This window comes from Chryseobacterium sp. MYb7, from assembly GCF_002979455.1.
In the GTDB taxonomy this organism is placed as follows: Bacteria; Bacteroidota; Bacteroidia; order Flavobacteriales; family Weeksellaceae; genus Chryseobacterium.
This window is the reverse complement of sequence record NZ_PCOU01000016.1, coordinates 23,417-43,306: the sequence shown is the minus strand read 5'-3', so window position 1 is coordinate 43,306 and position 19,890 is coordinate 23,417. Positions and strand designations below refer to the sequence as shown.

Annotated in this window: 8 protein-coding genes; 5 read left to right on the top strand and 3 right to left on the bottom strand. The window is 34.8% G+C overall.

Translation table 11 applies throughout. The annotated features are described in order from the left end of the window. Positions 1–297 precede the first annotated feature (297 nt). From CQ046_RS13670 to argS, 5 genes are all read left to right on the top strand, one after another. The gene (locus tag CQ046_RS13670) at positions 298–3,216 is read left to right on the top strand and encodes a SusC/RagA family TonB-linked outer membrane protein (protein ID WP_105702805.1); all 2,919 of its coding nucleotides are present in this window, start codon (positions 298–300) and stop codon (positions 3,214–3,216) included. A 2-nt stretch (positions 3,217–3,218) separates the two neighbouring features. Next, positions 3,219–4,583 (top strand): SusD/RagB family nutrient-binding outer membrane lipoprotein, encoded by a 1,365-nt coding sequence (locus CQ046_RS13665; RefSeq protein WP_105702804.1) that lies wholly within the window; start codon positions 3,219–3,221, stop codon positions 4,581–4,583. 323 nt (positions 4,584–4,906) lie between these two features. Next, entirely contained in the window at positions 4,907–7,909 is a 3,003-nt protein-coding gene (locus CQ046_RS13660; RefSeq protein ID WP_105702803.1) for a SusC/RagA family TonB-linked outer membrane protein, read from the top strand. A 10-nt stretch (positions 7,910–7,919) separates the two neighbouring features. After that, positions 7,920–9,341: a SusD/RagB family nutrient-binding outer membrane lipoprotein gene (locus CQ046_RS13655; RefSeq protein ID WP_105702802.1), complete on the top strand. Its 1,422-nt coding sequence runs from the start codon at positions 7,920–7,922 to the stop codon at positions 9,339–9,341. A 136-nt stretch (positions 9,342–9,477) separates the two neighbouring features. Next, positions 9,478–11,235, top strand: a complete 1,758-nt coding sequence (gene argS, locus CQ046_RS13650; protein ID WP_105702801.1) for an arginine--tRNA ligase — start codon at positions 9,478–9,480, stop codon at positions 11,233–11,235. Positions 11,236–11,489: 254 nt separating this feature from the next. Here the strand turns inward: argS and CQ046_RS13645 are convergent, their stop codons facing one another. The 3 genes from CQ046_RS13645 to CQ046_RS13635 are packed head-to-tail and all read right to left on the bottom strand — an operon-like array spanning position 11,490 to position 19,793. Then, positions 11,490–12,437, bottom strand: a complete 948-nt coding sequence (locus CQ046_RS13645) for a YihY/virulence factor BrkB family protein (protein ID WP_105702800.1) — start codon at positions 12,435–12,437, stop codon at positions 11,490–11,492. A 1-nt stretch (position 12,438) separates the two neighbouring features. After that, positions 12,439–14,766, bottom strand: coding sequence for a BamA/TamA family outer membrane protein (locus CQ046_RS13640; protein WP_105702799.1), 2,328 nt, complete (start codon positions 14,764–14,766; stop codon positions 12,439–12,441). Further along, positions 14,766–19,793: a translocation/assembly module TamB gene (locus CQ046_RS13635; protein WP_105702798.1), complete on the bottom strand. Its 5,028-nt coding sequence runs from the start codon at positions 19,791–19,793 to the stop codon at positions 14,766–14,768. The genes CQ046_RS13640 and CQ046_RS13635 overlap by 1 nt, the downstream gene beginning before the upstream one ends. Between the last annotated feature and the right edge of the window lie 97 nt (positions 19,794–19,890).

Below are 19,890 nucleotides of genomic sequence, written 5' to 3'. Positions count from 1 at the left end.
GGTTTTTTTTATTTGTAATCGTTTTTTTTATAGTAAATAGTGAATTATATTTGGTTTTTTAATTCATATATTACATAAAATCAGTTAGTTGTGGTTGTTTTGTTGTGGTGAATTTTGATCACTTCAATTAAGATATTGAGGTTATTTTTTTTTTATTAAATCATTTGTTTTTAACATATTTTATTAATTAATTTAATTGTTTTTATATCAATTAATGGATTATTTGTTATTTTATTCAGCTTTAGTTGTTAAGTTATTAATAAAAATACAAATTTACTCCCTAAAAATTAATTTGATATGAAGAAACTAACAGCGAGTCTGCTTGTTTTGGTATTGTCTTCGTCTGTTGCTGTTGCAAATGCCCAGCAGAAGAAAAGTGATTCCGCAACACAGACAAAGGAAATTGAAGGTGTAGTGGTAACTGCACTTGGGATTAAAAAAGAGAAGAGGACAATAGGATATGCTACTTCACAAGTCAATGGAGATGATTTAAAAAAATCAGGGGAGGCAAATATTATTCAAGGTTTAGCAGGAAAAGCTGCGGGAATTCAAGTTACAGGTTCTTCTGGTACTCCAGGAGCGTCAAGCAAAATTCTGATTAGAGGTCAAAAGTCAATCAATCTGTCAAGCCAACCTATTATCGTTTTAGATGGCCAGATTATTGATAATTCTGTTAATAATAATGCAGGGCAGGGCAGTAATTTGGCTGGAGTAGATGACTCAAACAGAGCTATTGATATAAACCCTGATGATATTGAAAGTGTATCCATTTTGAAAGGAGGAGCAGCAGCTGCGTTATATGGAGAAAATGCAAGGAATGGTGTAATTATTTATACAAGTAAGAAAGGTAGAAAAAAGAAAGGAATTGGAATTGATTTCTCCACAGCTGTATCTTTTGATATGATTACTCGTTTGCCAAAACTTCAAAAAACCTATGCTGCAGGAACTAATGGAGCCACCTATATTGAACCAGCTCAATATAGCTCTGATGGCCATGCTATCACAGGTGGAACTAATCAAAGTTGGGGACCATTAATTTCAAGTGTAGTTGGTTTGAAAGCTTATGATAATGCAAAAAATTTCTTTGAAACAGGAGCTACACAAAATTATAACCTGGCATTTTCAGGCGGAGGTGATTATGGGAATTTCAGAGCATCATTTGGACATATTGATCAAACGGGGATTATTCCAAATACATCACTTAAAAAGACAAGTTTTGGTGTAAATTCTGAATTTAAGTTAACCGATAAACTAAAAGCTGGTGCTGATGTAAAATATTCAAATACAAATGGTTTAAGAGCTCAGAAAGGAAGCAATACTGCTGGAGTAATGTTATCTTTGCTTAGAACACCTACAACATACGATCTTAGGGATTATCAAACTGTGCAAGGATATAATAAAAATTATTTTGCAGCATATGATAATCCATATTATACTGTATATAATAATCCCTATAAGGATGAGACAAATAGATCTATCATTAGTGGTTATTTAACCTACAGTTATAATAAGGCTTTTAATATATTGTTAAGAGCAGGAGTTGATACCTATACAACTCATGCTCAGCAGAATTATTCATATTCAAGTAATGGTAATTCAACAGCAGACGGTACGGGGCAGGTAGTTGTAGATAGTTACACACAAAGTCAGTACAATTTAGATTTAATTTTTAGCGGATTAGTCAACTTTACTGATAATATTAATTTGAATTATAGTTTTGGTGGGCAGATTATTTCTAAATTTGGAAATGATCAATATACTCAAGGGTCTACAATGTTGGAGCCTAATCAATTCAACCTTTCTAACTTCACCACTTTTGTCGCCAATAATACAGATTTCAAACAAATTAAAAGAGGGATATTGGCTTCCGCAGAATTAGGATTTTATGATCAGTTTTATTTAACATTTACAGGTAGAAATGATTGGAGCAGCACATTGCCTAAACAAAATAGTTCCTATTTTTATCCTTCTGTTTCAGGATCGTGGTTGTTTAATAAGACATTAAATTTACCAAATTGGGTTAATTTAGGAAAAGTAAGAGTCGCTTATGCAAAAACTTTTGCATCTGCTAATCCATATAATATTGTTAGCACTTATGTAACTCCAACCTATTTTGATACATTTGGTCCACAATTAACTTCTCCATATCTGGGGGTTGGAGCCTATGGACTAACAACCATTGCGAAAAATCCAAATTTAAAGCCTGAACGCAATGACGAATTTGAAGTGGGTTTAGAATTAGAATTATTTAAGAGATTACATTTAAACGCGAGTGCTTATAAATCAACTAATTATGATCTGCTTATCCAAGCTCCTGTTGCACCATCTTCTGGATTTCAGAATTATTTTACCAACGGTCCTACAGTTGAAAACAAAGGTTTAGAAATAGAATTAGGATATGATATTCTTAAAAATCAAAATTTTAACTGGAGTGTAAACTTTAACTGGGCTAAAAACGTAAATAAAGTAGTTGAAATACAAGACAATTTAAATTTCTCCAGTGAAGGTGGTGATTTTTTTTCGGGAAATGTTGTTCCCGCAATTATTAAAGGGCAACCACTTGGTGTTTTTTATGGAACAGCTTGGGAAAGAGATTCAGCAGGAAATGTAATTATAGGATCTGATGGCTTGCCGCTGGTTTCTGCACAATCTCAAATTATAGGAAATCCTAATCCAGACTGGTTAGGAGGAATCAGAAATAATTTCAGTTATAAGAACTTGTCTTTAAGCTTTTTAATAGATATTCGTAAAGGTGGAGATATTTGGAATGGAACATTAGCGAGATTGCATAGATTAGGAATGACCCAGGCTTCTGCTGAAGACAGATCTGCTATGTATGTAATACCTGGTGTTACTGAAACAGGAGCTCCTAATACAGTAGCAATTAATAACAAAACTTATTATTCAAGCTTTTTAGGAGATGGATCAGGTAGTGCAAACGAACAACAGATGGAAAAGGATATAAACTGGCTTAGATTAAGAGATGTGAGTCTATCATATAATTTTGGTAAAATTTTGTCTAATACTCAAACTCTATCTTTTATAAGAGATGCTCAGGTTACTTTTTCCGCTAGAAACTTATTTTTAATTACTAACTATAAAGGTGTAGATCCGGAAACATCTATTGCTGGTGCTAGTTCAAATACTAATGGATTTGATTATTTCAATAATCCAGGGACCAGAAGTTATACACTATCATTTAAATTCACTTTCTAATTATGAAAAAAATAATTTACATACCTATAATTATAGCTGGATTATTTCTAAATTCTTGCCAGCATGAACTAGATACGTTTAATGATAACCCCAATAGCCCGACAGAAATTACTTCTCCTAAAACATTACTCACAGGAGGGGAAATTGGAACTATTAATAATGGAACAGGTAATCTTACAAGAGAAATAAGTTTACTTACCCAGCATACCAATGGAAATCAGTTTCAATCACTGGATTATACCAATTATTTTTTAACGGAATTAGATAACGAAACAGATTGGTCTAATATCTATAAGACTGGAGTAAACCTTCATCAGATTATCACTCAGTTTGGGGATAAATATCCTTACTATTCAGGTATAGCTAAGATTTTGCTAGCCTTAAATATAGGTTATGCCACTGATACATGGGGTGATGTACCTTTTTCAGAGGCGTTTCAAGGAGTGGATAATTTTTCTCCAAAGTTTGATACCCAGCAAAATGTTATTGCTCAAATTCAAAGTTATCTTGATAGTGCAATAGTAGATTTATCAAAACCTGGAAATGCTAACTTAGAATTACCAGCAGGTGATGATATTTTTTATGCAGGAAATATAGGTAAATGGAAAAAATTAGCCTATGCAATTAAAGCAAGATATGCCCTAAGACTTACTCAAAGAGAAGGTAGTACTGTTGCAGCAGAAAAAGCTTTAAATTATTTAGCAAATTCTTTTAGTTCTAAAGATGATAACTTAATAGCTAAGTTTGATGGGGGAAATAATCAAAATCTTTGGTTTGGGTTTAACAACCAAAGATCAGGTTATATGTCTATGGGAAAATATTTTATAGATCTTTTACAGAATAGTAATGATCCAAGACTACCTTATTATGCTGAATTAAATACATCTGGTGGTTATTCTGGGTCAGCTCCAGAAGATAGTGATATAAATGCTTCACCATTTGGAAGTTATTTTGCAGGAAATGCAAGTACATCGAATATAATATTTAGTTATAGTGAAATAAAATTCATAGAAGCTGAAGCACAATTCAGATTAGGAAACACTACAACTGCTCAAATGGCTCTGAAAAATGCTGTAAGTGTGTCTTTGATAGATGTTACAGGTGCTGATAACCCTACTTTTGCTACTACAGCTTCAGCTTCAGTAACATTACAGAATATAATCACTCAAAAATATTCTGCCTTGTTTACTACAATGGAGCCTTATAATGATTGGAGACGTACAGGTTTCCCTATATTAACACCTAACCAGAATAGTCAATCTAAAAAAATACCTTTGAGATTAATAACTCCTAAAGCTGAAAGAACATTAAATAACAATGCAACAGTTGTGAGTGATGTAAATATACCTGTTTGGTGGGATAACTAAGACTATTAAATTTTTAAACCGCCTTCGGGCGGTTTTTTATTTGTGAGTGTTTTTTATAGGATTTTATGAATTAAATTATTTTTTTTAATTTATAAATTTCAGTAATTCAGTGCTTTGTGTGTTGTTTTTGATGATGAACTTTCATTACTCCGATTAAAGTGTTGGGGTTGTTTTTTTTTATCAAATCGTTTGCTTTTAACGTATTTTATTAATTAATTTAATTATTTTTCATATCAATTAATGGGTTGTTTGTTATTTTATTCAGCTTTAGTTGTTAAGTTGTTAATAAAAATACAAATTTGCTTCCTAAAAATTAATTTGATATGAAGAAACTGACAACGAGTCTGCTTGTTTTGGTATTGTCTTCGTCTGTTGCCGTTGCAAATGCCCAGCAGAAGAAAAATGATAGTACTACACATACAAAAGAAATTGAAGGTGTAGTAGTAACAGCACTAGGTATTAAGAGGGAGAAAAAGTCTCTGGGGTATGCCTCACAGGAAATTAAAGGAAGTGCACTTTCAGATGGGACAACGAACACAGGAAATATTGCATCTCAATTATCGGGTAAAGTAGCGGGTTTGAATGTTACGACCAACAATAACTTTGGAGGATCTTCTAACTTATTAATTAGAGGAATAAAGACATTGGGGGGAGGAAATCCTTTAATTGTTATTGATGGCTCACCTGTTAATAATAATTATACTCAAGAAAAAAATGTAGATTATGGAAATGCTTTATCTGATATAAACCAGGAAGATATAGAATCTATAAACGTTTTAAAAGGAGCTGCAGCATCAGCTCTTTATGGAGAAAGAGGGCTAAATGGAGTGATTGTTATTACCACTAAAAATGGGAAAGGAAAGGATGATGGATCATGGGGAGTTACATTTTCATCTTCCATGCAGATTGGATTTATTGATAAATCTACATTTCCGGAATATCAAACAAGATATGGAGCTGGTTATTCTCAAAAATTCGGTACACAAGCTAGTAATGGCTTGAATAATGTCAACTTTGGAGCAGACGCTTCGTGGGGTCCAAAATTTGACCCTAACCTAATGGTGTATCAATGGGATTCTTATGATCCTACATCTCCAAATTATGGAAAGGCAACACCATGGGTAGCTGCTAAAAACGGACCGATTAAATTTTTTGATAATCCGACTACATTTAGTAATAGTGTAACCCTGGAAAAAGGACAAAAAGGAAAAAATATTAGTTTTACCTATGAAAATATGATGTCCGATGGTTTGATGCCTAATTCGCATCTTAATAAAAATAACTTCTCTTTAAAAATTAATTATGATTTAACTCCCAAACTTCATACTTCTTTTTATTCTACAATGACTTTACAGGATACAAAAGGACGTAGTATTACGGGATATTCAAATAATACAGTGACAGGTTTTAGACAATGGTGGCAAACCAATGTGGACTTAAAAGATTTGGAAAGAGCATATCTGGCTAATGTAGATCCTGATGTTGCAAGTGCTGCTAATAACTATGGTAATGTTGTATGGAATAGAAAATCTGCTGCTAATGGCGCACCAGCATACTGGAATAATCCCTATTTTCAAGCATATCAAAACTATACCTCAGATAACAGGTTTAGAAGTTTTACTTATGCATTGGCAACTTATGATATAATAGATAATATTTCTGTAACCGGAAAAGTTTCTTATGATAGATCTAATCTTTTGGCAGAAAATAGATTAGCAGTGGGGTCTTTACCACAAGCTTTTGGACAGTCAAATAATTCAGTTACTTCCGGCTATGCCAGACGTGATGTATTGAGGACCGAAACCAATTACGACTTAATGGTGAATTATAAGTTTAATATTACGGATAATATTAATGTTTCTGGTGTGCTTGGTGGAAACATCCGCAGAAACTATTTTAATTCTGTATATGCTTCTACAGAAGGAGGTTTGGTAATTGCCGGAATTTATGCGTTGTCAAATAGTAAAAAAGCTCCTTTAGCATCTGATGAAAATCAGTTCATTACCCAGACAAACTCAGGTTACGCTACCGCTTCATTTGATTTCTTTAAAAAATTCTATATAGATGGAACATGGCGAGTAGATCAAAGTTCCACATTACCAGCTGGAAATAATGTGTATAATTATCCTTCTGTAACAGGATCAGTTATTATGTCCGAAATTCTAAATACTAAGAATTGGATGAATTTCTGGAAATTAAGAGCAAATTATGCTGAGGTTGGTGGAACTGCAGATCCTTACCAACTTGAAAATAATTACAAATCTGCCGGAATCTTATCAGGTGTAGGAATATATAATTCAATTTTAAATCAGCCTAACCCTAATTTGAAACCGCAACGATCTAAGGAATTTGAAATAGGTACTGAAGCTCATTTCTTAAAAGACAGAATAACAATTGATTTTGCTTATTATAAAACTAAAACAATAGATCAAATTATACCTCTTCCAGTGTCTTCAGGAACTGGATTCACAGCTAAAATAATCAATGCGGGTAGAATTGATAATACTGGTTATGAAGTACAGCTAGGTTTAGTACCTATAAAACTAAAAGATTTCTCATGGAATATCGATGTAAACTGGTCTAAAAACAAAAATGAAGTAGTCAGCCTTTATCCGGGAATTACCAACCTTTTATTGAACAGTTTTCAGGGAGGTGTTTCTTTGAATGCGAGAGTAGGAGAAGCTTGGGGAACACTAGTTGGTGCTGATTATACTTATTTAAATGGAGAAAAAGTTATTGATCCGAAAACCGGAAAATATCTACCAAATAATAATCAAGTCATTGGCAATACAACTCCAGATTGGATTGGAGGTATCAGAAATAGTATCAGTTATAAAGGCTTCTCTTTAAGTTTCTTAATTGACATGCGTAAAGGAGGAAGTGTATTCTCAACTGATATGTATTATGGCTTATCTTCAGGTCTATATAAAGAAACTGCCATAGGGGATTATAGAGATAAAAATGTTGTATTATCCGGTGTTCTTCCAGATGGAACCCCTAATAATATTGCTTTGTCTCAATTTGATAATGGAAGTGCTGTGGGATATAAAACACAACCTGCCAGTGAGTTTGTTTATGATGGCTCTTTTATTAAGCTAAGAGAAGCAAGTATAGGATATACGCTTCCTAAGTCTTTATTAGCCGGAACCAAAATCTATGATGCTAAAATTTCGATTGTAGGAAGAAATTTATGGATTATTCATAAAAACTTACCATATGCAGATCCTGAAGCAATGGTAGGTGGAGGACTTAACTCTTATGGATGGTCTATTGGTTCAATGCCAACAACAAGAGATATTGGAGTTAATGTAACATTTAAATTCTAAATTATTAAAAATGAAAAATATTATAAAAATTAGTTTGATGTCTGTATGTATTGGATTGGGGGTAAGCTCATGCCAAAGTGATTTAACATCTCTTAATGATGATCCTAAACATCCGGCAATCCTTCCATCTGAAAATTTATTAGCTACAGCTTTATATCAGTCGTCTTATTATATAGATAATCCCAGTGTGAATTTTAACAATTACAGATTTTTCACACAGCAAATGTCAGAGACTCAATATCCTGATGAGACTCAATATAATTTGGTTACACGTACTCAGCCTCGTAATCATTTCAATAGAATGTATGTTTATAGTTTAAATAACATTAAGCAAGCAAAAGACAATCTAAAACATGAGGTAGAGACTGATGATGTTCGTACAAATAAACTGGCAACTTTAGAGATTGAAGAAATTTTTATTTGGGAAAACTTAGTAGATACTTTTGGTGATATTCCTTATTCTGAAAGTTTTAAATCTGATGAGGCCTTAACACCTAAATATGATGATGCTAAAGTAATTTATCTTGATTTAATTAAGAGAATTGATGCAGTTACTGCTACTATAAAGCCTTCTGCTAGCGGATATAATGACTTGGTATATGCAGGTAATATGACAAAATGGAAAAAATTTGCTAATTCTATTAAACTAAGATTAGGAATGAATTTAGCAGATACTGATCCGGCATTGTCAAAAACTACTGTTGAGTCAGCAATAGCTGATGGTGTTATTTCGTCTGATGATGAAGCTTATAAATTTAATTATGACGGGAATACTTTTTCCAGCCCTGTTTTCGATAATCTGGTAGCTTCTGGTAGGAATGATTTTTTACCTAGTGAACTTACTGTTACAACAATGAGCACTCTTTCAGATCCAAGAATGGATGTGTGGTTTACAAAAGTTGGAGGTGTTTATAAAGGAGGTGTTTTTGGAGAGATCAACGATCCTTATACCAATTATTCACAATTGAGTTCTTACTTTAGAAGTGCTACTAAAGCATCAAATTTATTAAGTTATGCCGAAGTTGCATTTTTAAAAGCCGAGGCTGCTGCAAGAGGATATGTTGCAGGTGGAACAGCAGCAACTCTTTATATAATGGCTGTAACAGAATCTATGAGGGAAAATGGAGTAAGCACAGCAAATACTACAACTTACTTATCTTTAAATCCTTATAATGCTGCAAACTGGAAACAATCTATCGGCGTACAGGCATGGATTGCAATGTTCAATAAAGGATTTGCCAGTTGGAATTTTACCAGACGCCTAGATTATCCAATCTTAGTGAATCCTCCCAAGTCGAATTTATCTTCTGTACCTTACAGAATGCCGTATTCGGATCAGGAATATGTGCTAAATGGAGCTAATGTTAAAGCAGCTGGTGATAAAATTGGCGGAGATAAAGCAACAACCAAACTTTTCTGGGATAAAAACTAACAAAAAAGTTTTTATACTATATATAAACCGCCTTCGGGCGGTTTTTTTATTTCCGTATATTTGTAGCTCAGATTGTAGGCGGAAACATACTGTGAAAATGTTTCAGCTGTAAGCATTAAAAAGAGAATTTAGAAAAATGAATATTAAAGATATTATAGAACAAAAGCTTTCGGAAGTCATTTTAAATGTATATCAGTTAAAAGACATCAAGCTGGAAGTTCAGGAAAATAAAACGGAATTTGAGGGTGATTTTACCATTGTCACTTTTCCGTTGGTAAAACAACTGAAAAAAAATCCTGAGAGCATCGGGGTTGAATTAGGTGAAGCTTTGACAGAAACAGATCTTTTCGAAAGCTTTAACGTAGTTAAAGGTTTTCTTAATGTTAAGGTGAAAAACCAACTGTTTGTAGACAACTTCAGATCAGTCACTAAGAATTTCTCTACTATAGAAAAGAAAAATGCTACAGTAATGGTAGAATATTCTTCACCTAATACGAATAAACCTTTACACTTAGGGCACATCAGAAATAATTTATTAGGATTTTCGGTAGCTCAGATTTTAAAAGAAGCCGGATATGACGTGATCAAAACTCAGATCATCAATGACAGAGGTATTCATATATGTAAATCTATGCTGGCTTGGGAGAAATTCGGGAACGGAGAAACTCCTGAAACTACGAATACGAAAGGAGATAAATTTGTTGGAAACTATTATGTAGAATTTGACAAAAATTATAAAAAAGAAATTTCAGAACTTGTAGAGCAAGGTGTAGGAGAAGAGCAGGCTAAAAAAGAGGCTTCTGTAATGAAAGAAGCTCAGAAAATGCTTTTAGATTGGGAAAATGGAGATGAGGCAGTAAGAGCGCTTTGGGCAGAAATGAACTCATGGGTTTACAAAGGATTCAATGAAACCTATAAAAGATTAGGTGTTGATTTTGACCAGGTTCAATATGAAAGCAATACTTATATTTTAGGAAAAGATCTTATTCAGGCTGGATTAGACAAAGGTGTATTGTATCAAAAAGAAGACGGTTCTGTTTGGTGTGATCTTACAGATGAAGGGCTAGATCAGAAGCTTTTACTACGTTCAGACGGTACATCTGTTTATATGACACAGGATCTTGGGACAGCAGTTGAACGTTTTAAACAAAATAATATCCAAAAACTGATCTATACAGTAGGAAACGAACAGGATTATCACTTCCAGGTTTTGTTTAAAATCCTGAAAAAATTAGGATATGAATGGGCGGATCAGTTGTTCCACCTTTCTTACGGAATGGTAGAGCTTCCTGAAGGTAAAATGAAATCCCGCGAAGGAACTGTGGTAGATGCAGATGACCTGATGCAGGAAATGTATGAAACGGCAAAATCTAAAGCTCAGGAATTAGGAAAATTAGAAAGCCTTTCAGAAGAAGATAAAGAAGCATCTTATGAAACGGTAGGACTGGGAGCATTGAAATATTTCATGCTGAAAGTAGATCCTAAGAAAAAAATGCTTTTCAATCCTGCAGAAAGTATTGATTTCAACGGAAATACAGGTCCATTCATTCAATATACTTATGCACGTATTCAATCATTATTGTCTAAAGCAGGTAGTTTGCAGACGGAAACTGCTGATATTGAATTAAATCAATCTGAAAAAGAATTGATTATGCAGTTGACCAACTTCAAAACTACAGTAGCGAAATCAGCTGAAAGCTTAAGTCCGGCTTTAGTAGCCAACTATGTGTATGATCTTGTGAAGGCTTACAACTCTTTCTATCAGAATAACCCAATTCTGAATCAGGAAGATGAAAACGTAAAACAATTCCGTTTGAATATTTCAGATATCACAGCAAAGACGATCAAAAAATCGTTAGAATTGCTGGGAATCGGAACGGTAAACAGAATGTAAAAATAAAAGGCCTCCTGAAAAATTCAGGAGGCTTTTTTGTATATAGGAGTTGTTTAGACTTAAAAAATGTTGAATATATTGAACCCATTAAGAATGAGTTAAGAAATAAAGTATAGTTAAGATGAATCATTCTGATTTTTAAGCTTAAAGCGAAGCTTATCTTAATACTCTTAACGCCTTAATACAATCTTAATGTTTTAAAAATAAAAGATTAAACAGGTTCGTAAAATAATCTTGCAACTCGCAACCCGAATCTACGTTTTATCATTAGTATTACTTTCACCATTCATCTGCTTCAAACTATCCGCATACAACTTCGCAGGAGTCCATCGTGCATGTTTGGAAAGAACTACTTTATATCCTTTTTTGTAAGTGTAAACCTTGGTAAATTCCGCACCGAAGAATATCAGCATGCAGGAATAATTAATCCACATCATAATCAGAATAACTGTTCCGGCAGCACCAAAGGCTGAAGTAGGTTTTATCTGGTTAAAATAAAGACTTAATAAAAACTTTCCAAGGGTGAATAAAACAGTAGTCAGAAATGCTCCTTTCCATACCGGTTTCCAGCTGACCAAAACATCAGGGAGAACTTTAAACATTAAAGCAAATAAAAGTATCACAAGACCAAAACCAACAGCAAAATTTACCGTTTCTACCAGCATATAGGTTTCAAAACCAAAATATTGAGTGATAATAGTATTAAAAAGGCTGATTAAGGAAGATAAAACCATGGTGATCATCAGAAGAAATCCCAGGATAAGAATCATTCCCAAAGAATTGGCTCTGTCTAATAAGAACTTGACCAGTGCCTTTTTGGGAGCAGCTTCTACTTCCCAAAGTGTATTTAATGTATGCTGTAGTTGAAAGAAAAGAGTAGTAGAACCAAAAACCAATGATCCGACTCCTACAGCTTTCATAAAAATATTCTTTTTGTCAATCAAGGCACCGGCGAGCATCCCTTCGATACTTTTAGCCACATCCGGTCCCATAATACCGCTGATTTGTGTGCTGATCTGACCACGGATAGCTTCTTCACCAAAGAAATTTCCAAGTACCCAGATAATAATGATCAATAATCCCGGGATAGAAAAGATGGCATAATATGCAAGACTTGCTGAATCTTTTGATGCAGAAGAATTGTTCCATTCCGTAAACGTGTCTTTCAGAACTTCCCAGAAAAATTTAACAGTATTGATCATATTAAAATGGATATCCGATGGCAATATTTAAAACAAGATTATCTTTTCTCCAGCTTGAGTCTCCGAAATTGATTTTATCGAAAGCCCATCTGTCTCCTTTCTGATAGTAAGGAACTCTCAGTGGCATCGCAAGATCCAGTCTTAGAATCAGGATAGAAAAATCCAGTCTCAGACCTACTCCGGCTCCCACCGCAATTTCATTTAGAAAGTCTTTCGAAAACTTAGCGCCTGGTCTTTTATCATCATCGTGAAGCAGCCAGATATTTCCGGCATCTACAAAAACGGCAGCATTTAAAAATTTATAAAGATTGGCGCGGTATTCCGCATTTAATTCAAGTTTAATATCTCCGGACTGATCAAAATAGGCTCCCTGTTTAATAGTTCTCGGGTCAAAACTTCCGGGGCCTAATGTTCTTGCACGGAATGCTCTGATACTGTTGCTACCTCCTGAGAAAAACTGCTTGGAGAAAGGAATAAATTCTGAGTTTCCGTATGGATAAGCAATTCCTCCAATAAATCTCGTAGCCAGTGAAGATTTTTCAGTGAACTTATGATAGAATCTGAAATCGTTTTCAATCTTTACATACTGGCTGAAAGGAATTCCAAATATTTTCTTTTCCTTATCCTTCTTTACATCAGCTCCTGTAGCCAGCCCTGTAATATTTCCTGCCAGATCAAGCGTACCTTTATAATAAACGGTATTGGTCTTTGGAAGCATTGTGTTGGTGTAGGTGTAAGAATAGGTTGGTCCAAAAATTAATTGTTTATCTACAATTCTCTGCATTGCAGGATTGTCAGCAGATATTTTTCTGTATTCATCAGTAACATTTGCAGGAGAGACCAATGTAATATCAATTACCTTTAGCTCATGTTCTTTTCTTGCATTTTCTTTCCACAGATATCCGAATGAACCGGTAAAATTATTTAGAGTATAGTATTTCGTCCTGTTTTGGAATTCATAGCCTAATGTAATATTCGTTCTCGGAACAAATTCACTGGAAGAATGAAAACGGAATGGAGCTACAATTCTTGGGATTGAAAGCTGTGCATTCGCTCCTGCACGGAAAATATTATTGGCATCCTGAGCACCTCCCATCTGGAAATCAAAAGCTCCGAAGATGGCTGCCTTGAATTGCTCTGCCCCTCTGAAGAAATTTCGGTGGGTCCAGTTCAGGTTGAGTTCACTACCTGCATAATTCGCAGAGTTTGTTCTTCCTAAAGCTTCCAGACGAAGTGACTGGATTTGTCTTGTTGTTAATAAATAATAGGCATCAAATTTATGACTTAATGAATCTGAAACCACGAACTCATTTTTCACAAATTTAAAGACACCGAGACTGATCAAACGGTTTAGCGTAAGATTATGATTGGAGCGGTTATAAAGATCTCCTTTTTTGAAATACAGCGCCCTGTCAAAAATTTTCGGTTTGAATTTATGTTGAGGATCAATGACGTAAATATCATCAAAAGCATATTTGGAAAGAGAATCTTTATTCATCGGAATGCTGTATTTCCCCTCTTTTACATCCTGAATGTTGTAATTGGGAAATACAATAACATTATTAATACTGAATTGTTGGGTTGCTAAATCAGGCGTATTGTCTTTCAGTTTTACGTTAAGTTCAACCTTATGATTTTTGCTTACAGTACTGTCTGCCTGTACGATGATATTATCAGGATGGAAATAATAAAAACCTCTTTCTTTTAAACCATTATCAATTCTTTCTCTTTCTGCTTTGATGACATCCAGATCAAATGGTTTACCGTTTTTAAGAAACGTTCTTTTTGTTAAACCCTGGATTTCCTGGTTTACCAATGTAGAATCCTTCTGAAATTTTACCCCGTCAATCAGATATCTGGAACCCGGTCTTACCGTATAAATAACCTGAGCCTTTTTGTTCTTGGAAACTGTATCATAAGAAGCTTTTGCATTGAAATAGCCTTTGTTTTCAGAGTAATTAACAATGATGTCTTTATTGAATTCACGGTCTACATCTCCCAACAGTACAGGCTTTTCACCTATTTTATATTTAAGCCAATAATTAAAACCTTTATCCTTTTTCGGTTCCTTGGCAATATTATAAAAATACAGCTTGGGACGCATTCCCAAAAATGTAGAATTGGGTTTTGGGGTGAGATTAGCTTCCAGTGCGGCCTGAAGATCTTTTTTTTCTTTTTTGGAAATCGTATCGTTTTCAATCTTTACTTTGGCTCCTGTATACAGCATTTGCCCTTCTTTCAAAAACCTTGTGTTGCTGCACGAGACTACTGTGGATGCCATCCCGGAAACCAACAGATACTTACAATATATATGGAACTTATTACTCATTATTTAAATTCTACCACTTGGTTATTTTGATTCTTTTTTTGCTTTTTCTCCTTAGATTTCTGGAAGATCTCACGGAATTTGTCATAATCCAATGTAATAATGAACCCGACTCCGGTCTCTATAATCTGCCCCTGAAGAGCCACCTGATATTCATCCTTACGATAAGCACGCAGCATGTATCTTCCGTCTTTGGAAAGGCTGTAATCCACAGAAACATTCCCTGCAATATTGGTCATATTTTCGTTCTGACGTGCCTGACCTTCCAATCCGAAGTTACTTCCTACCGTTACTTTCAGACGGTCATTCAGTAATTTTTTACTGATGTCTACATTCAGGTCGGTTCTTGTATTTTTCTCTCCGCTGGAATAATCTTCCGTAGAATCCAGACCAAAATTAAGATCTACTCCTTTAATCAGTCCGGAGGCAAGATTATTTAACTGTTGGGAAAGAATTTTACTCACACTCTGTCTTGCCATGGTTTCTGCAGACATTCCTGCACCGCTTTCAAATGGATTTTCTCCGATGAAACGGTTCAGAAGAAGTAAAGCAAATACCTGTTTGTTCATTTCTGATTCCTGAGTTCTGAGCTGGGCGAGTTTCGCATTCACATCCTCAGTTACTGTTGAAGCAACGGAATTATTCTTTTCATCAGTCGTAATGTCAAAAGAGAGCTGAGGTTTCAACAGTTCTCCTTTCATTTTTAATAAAGTATTAAAAGGAATTTTTTGTTTATACTGATTCATCAGTGAAGCTGCTTTTCCGCTGAGTTGCTGCTCTAAAAGATCAATAGGCGGAGCTTCTGTTTTATATACAGCCGTAATATTCATTTGAGCTATAGTAGGCTCACCTGTCCATGTAATCGTGCTGCCTTTCTGAATATCAAATTTACGTTTAAGCAAGCTCACAGAAAGGTCATAGCTTCCTTTTTCCACTTCATAAACTCCTACTAGTGTCATTTTTCCGGAAGGGTCAATTCCACCTGTCAGCTCAGCTTCTCCCTGAAGTTTTACAAAATCACCATTTACTTTATCAATAATAATAGAGAGTTTGGCTTCTTTGCTGACTTCAATATTCACACTTACATCCATTCCTTTGATACGGCTTTTGGAGTCGAGAGAATCTGTTTTGATCGTTTTATTTAAAACTACCTGATCCTGATCTATAAACTCTACAATACCGTCTCTTTCCTGTAAAGATGGAGAAGATTGAGGAAGAACAAAGGTAAAGTCCGTGTTGTCTGCCACATTGAGTTTTCCGTCTACTTTAGGAAGATCAAGGTTTCCTCGGATATGAAGTCCGGCATCAATGGCCAAAACACCATACATCATCGCATCGTTTGATTTTTCTGAATTGACAACTTTAAAATCTTTAGCATTTACATTCAGATTAAAGGCAAAATCTCTGTAAGTTTGAGTAAGAACCTGTCCGTTTACAACCAAAGCATTTCCGTCTTTGTCTTTGATCTTGAATTTATCAAACTCAATTCCACGGCTGGTAAAATCTATTTCATCACTCAGGTGTCTGAAGTCACTTCCTGTTTTTGCTATTTCTAAGCCTGCATCATTGAATTTTACTTTTCCTAAAATATTGGGTTTGTCAGCAGTTCCTGTGATTTTTAAATTTCCTGAAAGATAGCCTTCCGTATTGGTAATGGCATTCATGGAGAACCCTTGAATACTCTTCATCTGAAGCTGGTTGATGGCCATATTCAGATCAAAAGTACTTGAAGAAGTATTATAATCACCAAGGATTTTTACGTCATTGTTATTTCCGGAAAGCGCAATATATGCATTTAAAACATTCGGTGAAGCATTATTTACTTTTACCGCAAGATTTCCGACAGGACTTCCATACACAATTAAATCTGAAATATTCAGATCAGAATTGAAAGTCATTTTTTTCGTTACATCCCGAAGCTGTGCTGTCCCGTTGATAGTTCCTCTTGCCAAAACAGTATCTTTTTTAATCAATTCTGTAATGGTTTCGATTTTAAAATCTTTCAACGAAATATTTAAAGGACTGCTTGGGCTGTTGCTTTCAGACTGCACCGCAATTTGGCTGTTTCCATTGGATAGAATGAAATTATCCGCCAGAATTCCTTTATTACTGATCTGGATTTTGTTGTTTTCTGCAACATTCCAATCTGTGTAATTGAGTTTTAATCCGTTCGGATTTAAAGATATTTCTGTAATATCATTCAGTGATTTTGCATTTCCTGCAATCAGGAACTGGGTAGCATCTTTCTCGTCTTTTGTAGTGACATTGTATCGGATCGTATTGTCTGCTACATCTCCGTCAATATTGATTTTATTTAAAGAAAAGCTTGAACTTTTCAAAGCGGCAACATTCAGGCTGTACTGCAATGCCTGATTTTCATTCGTGACTTTTAAAGCTCCTTTTTCAATGGTATTTTCACCATATAATAATCTTGGAATCTGCCCGTCAATTTCAATTTTCTGAGAATCTGCATCATAATTTCCGACAAGATTGATGGTTTCAAAATCTTTCAGATCCGGAACAAATTTTCTGATCAGATCATCATTTTTAATTTTTGCTGTAAAGGTAAAATGTTGCCCCGGATCAATTTTCTGTTTGTTATCCGGTTTCTGGAACTGATAATACTGATTCAAGGTTTTCGTTAAAGCACCAAAAATCTGAGTCAGTTTATATTTACCTTTCAGTTCTACATCTGCGATCTGAGAATTGAAAATAATCTGCGTTGAATCTGTTGTGGATGAAGCTTTCAGATTCACTTCCTGTACGGGATAAACCTCTTTCGTATCTGAGAATGCGAAATCTTTAAGGTTTAAATATCCATTTAGATTATTCGGGTCTAAGCTGGTGAAATCTCCATCAATTTTTCCGGCAATAATCATTGGTTTTTCATAGAAACCAAGTTTATTGACGTCCAGTTTGATGACTTCTCCGTTCACTTTTACGGTAGGATTTTTTTCATCGTACACTCCGGAAGCGGTCAGCTGTAAACTGGCATTCGGGTCTTTGGAATCTAAAATTACATGATAAGCTCCTTTATTGATCTTTCCGGTAAGGTTCATATTTTGATAACGGTACCCTTTGTAGAATGCGGATGCAACATGTCCTTTTAAGTCGGCATTAGCATTTTTAAAATCAAAGCTTTCTCCTTTCGCAGCAATTTGTGCGGTGATGGGACCAATATCTTTATTCTGAATAATTTTTCCTACCTGTATTCCCTGAAGATTGGCCTTTACATCATATAATTCATGATTTTTTTTGCGCATGTCTACCTGTGCGATCACCGCTGCGTTCCCCAAAGTAGAGTAGAGGTTAAGATCTGTATTCACCACTTTGGTTGTTCCTTTTGCATTTCCTTTGATGCTGAAATGGGAAGGAAGAGAAATATTGGAAGGAATCGTATTTTTAGGAACAAGATTGAATATCGTTTTAGCACTGGAAGAAAATTCCCCGATTCTCAGATCATAATACAACTGATCCGGATTCATGGCATTTTTGATCTTTCCGGATGCCATTACTCTCAATTGATCCAGGCCAGAAACTTTAAGATCCTGAATTAACAGATCATTGACGCTTCCTTTTACATTCGCATTGACATTAAGAATAGCGTTCGGATATTTGTTGAATGGAACCGTATTTTTTAAAGTCGGAACCAGATTCAGAATATCGGAGAATCCTATTTTTGAATCTTTAATATTGGCTGAAATCTTTACGGCACCAAGGTTTGAAGTGAGCTGATCAATGGAGTTATAATTTAAAATAACCTCATCACGCAATATCGTTTTCGGGGTTTGAAGATAAAGATCCTTTAGGTAGGCTTCTTTTTCTGCGTATACAAAATCAGTATTGAATTTTTGGATATCCAGGCCTCTTCCTTCTTTGATTTCTGCCGTATTCACTGTGCCGGCAAAAGTGTTATTCTCCATTTTGAAACTTCTTACCTCCACATTCATTTTTGAAAATTGAAGGTGGTTGAAATCCATTCCCTGTTTAGTCGGAGCAATAGCTGTATTGTTGTAATTAACTTTTACATCATTTAAAACTAATTTTCCTAAGAGAAGTTTCATAGCCTTATCCTGATCGGAAGCTTTGGAAACCTCAGGTTCTTTTGTTGCTTTCGGATTGGCATTCTGAGCCGGAAGATAAAGATTGGCATTAATATCTGCTCCGGAAAGAAATACATTTGCTACGTTGAATGCATTATTTTCCAGATCAAGTTTATTAACCTTTGTGCTCAGTTCTTTGAAGATAACTTTTGCAAATGTTTTGGTGTTTTCATCACCGTAATCAATATCGAAATGAGTAAGCTTGATTCCTCTCAGTCCAATATTCATCGGCTTCTTTTCATTGAGAGAATCTACTTTTTTCTCAACCTTTTTAGCAACTTCTTCTACAAGTCCCTGCTTTAACTTTAATTTTAATCCGTCAAGGTTGATATCATTGACTGCATAATTATTTTTGCTGAGATCAAAAGTCTTAACTCTGGTATCAAAAGACTTAAAGTAGAGTTGAATATCATTTTTCGACTGCTGGTCATTGAAGGTTACCCCAACATCTTTTAAATTGATTTTATCAAGAGAAATGATAAATGGCTTGGAAGGACTTTCTTCCTTATCTGTGGAAGCAAAAGCATCAAGAATATAATCAAAATTGAATTTGCCGTCTGGTTTTCGTACTACATTAGCACGGGCACCTTCCATATTGACTGATGTAATATCTGCCGTAGAATTAAGAAGCTTCAGCATATGCAGTCCTACATCCAGCTTTTTAACGGCCAAGAGGGTGTCTACATCCTGTCCTTTAAGATAGAGATTTTCCATAACAAGGCTGTTGGGAAAACCTATATAAACCCTTTCAAGGCTTACAGGAGTTTTAATTTTCTTTTCCAGATAAACAATAAGCTTGTCTTTGATAAAGTTTTGAACGGCAGGAAGCCTTAAGCTTAGGATCAACAGGGTAAGAAGAACCAATATTGAAATAAAGGTTATTGCAATACGCCTTAAAAGTTTTGTGGTGTTGATTTTCAGTTTCAAATGCGATGAGGTTTCTAACAAAGATAATAATACTATTTTACTTGGTCTTTGTTGTGGTACCCTTTTGCGAATGCAAAAATCCTGCCTTGGCTGTCTT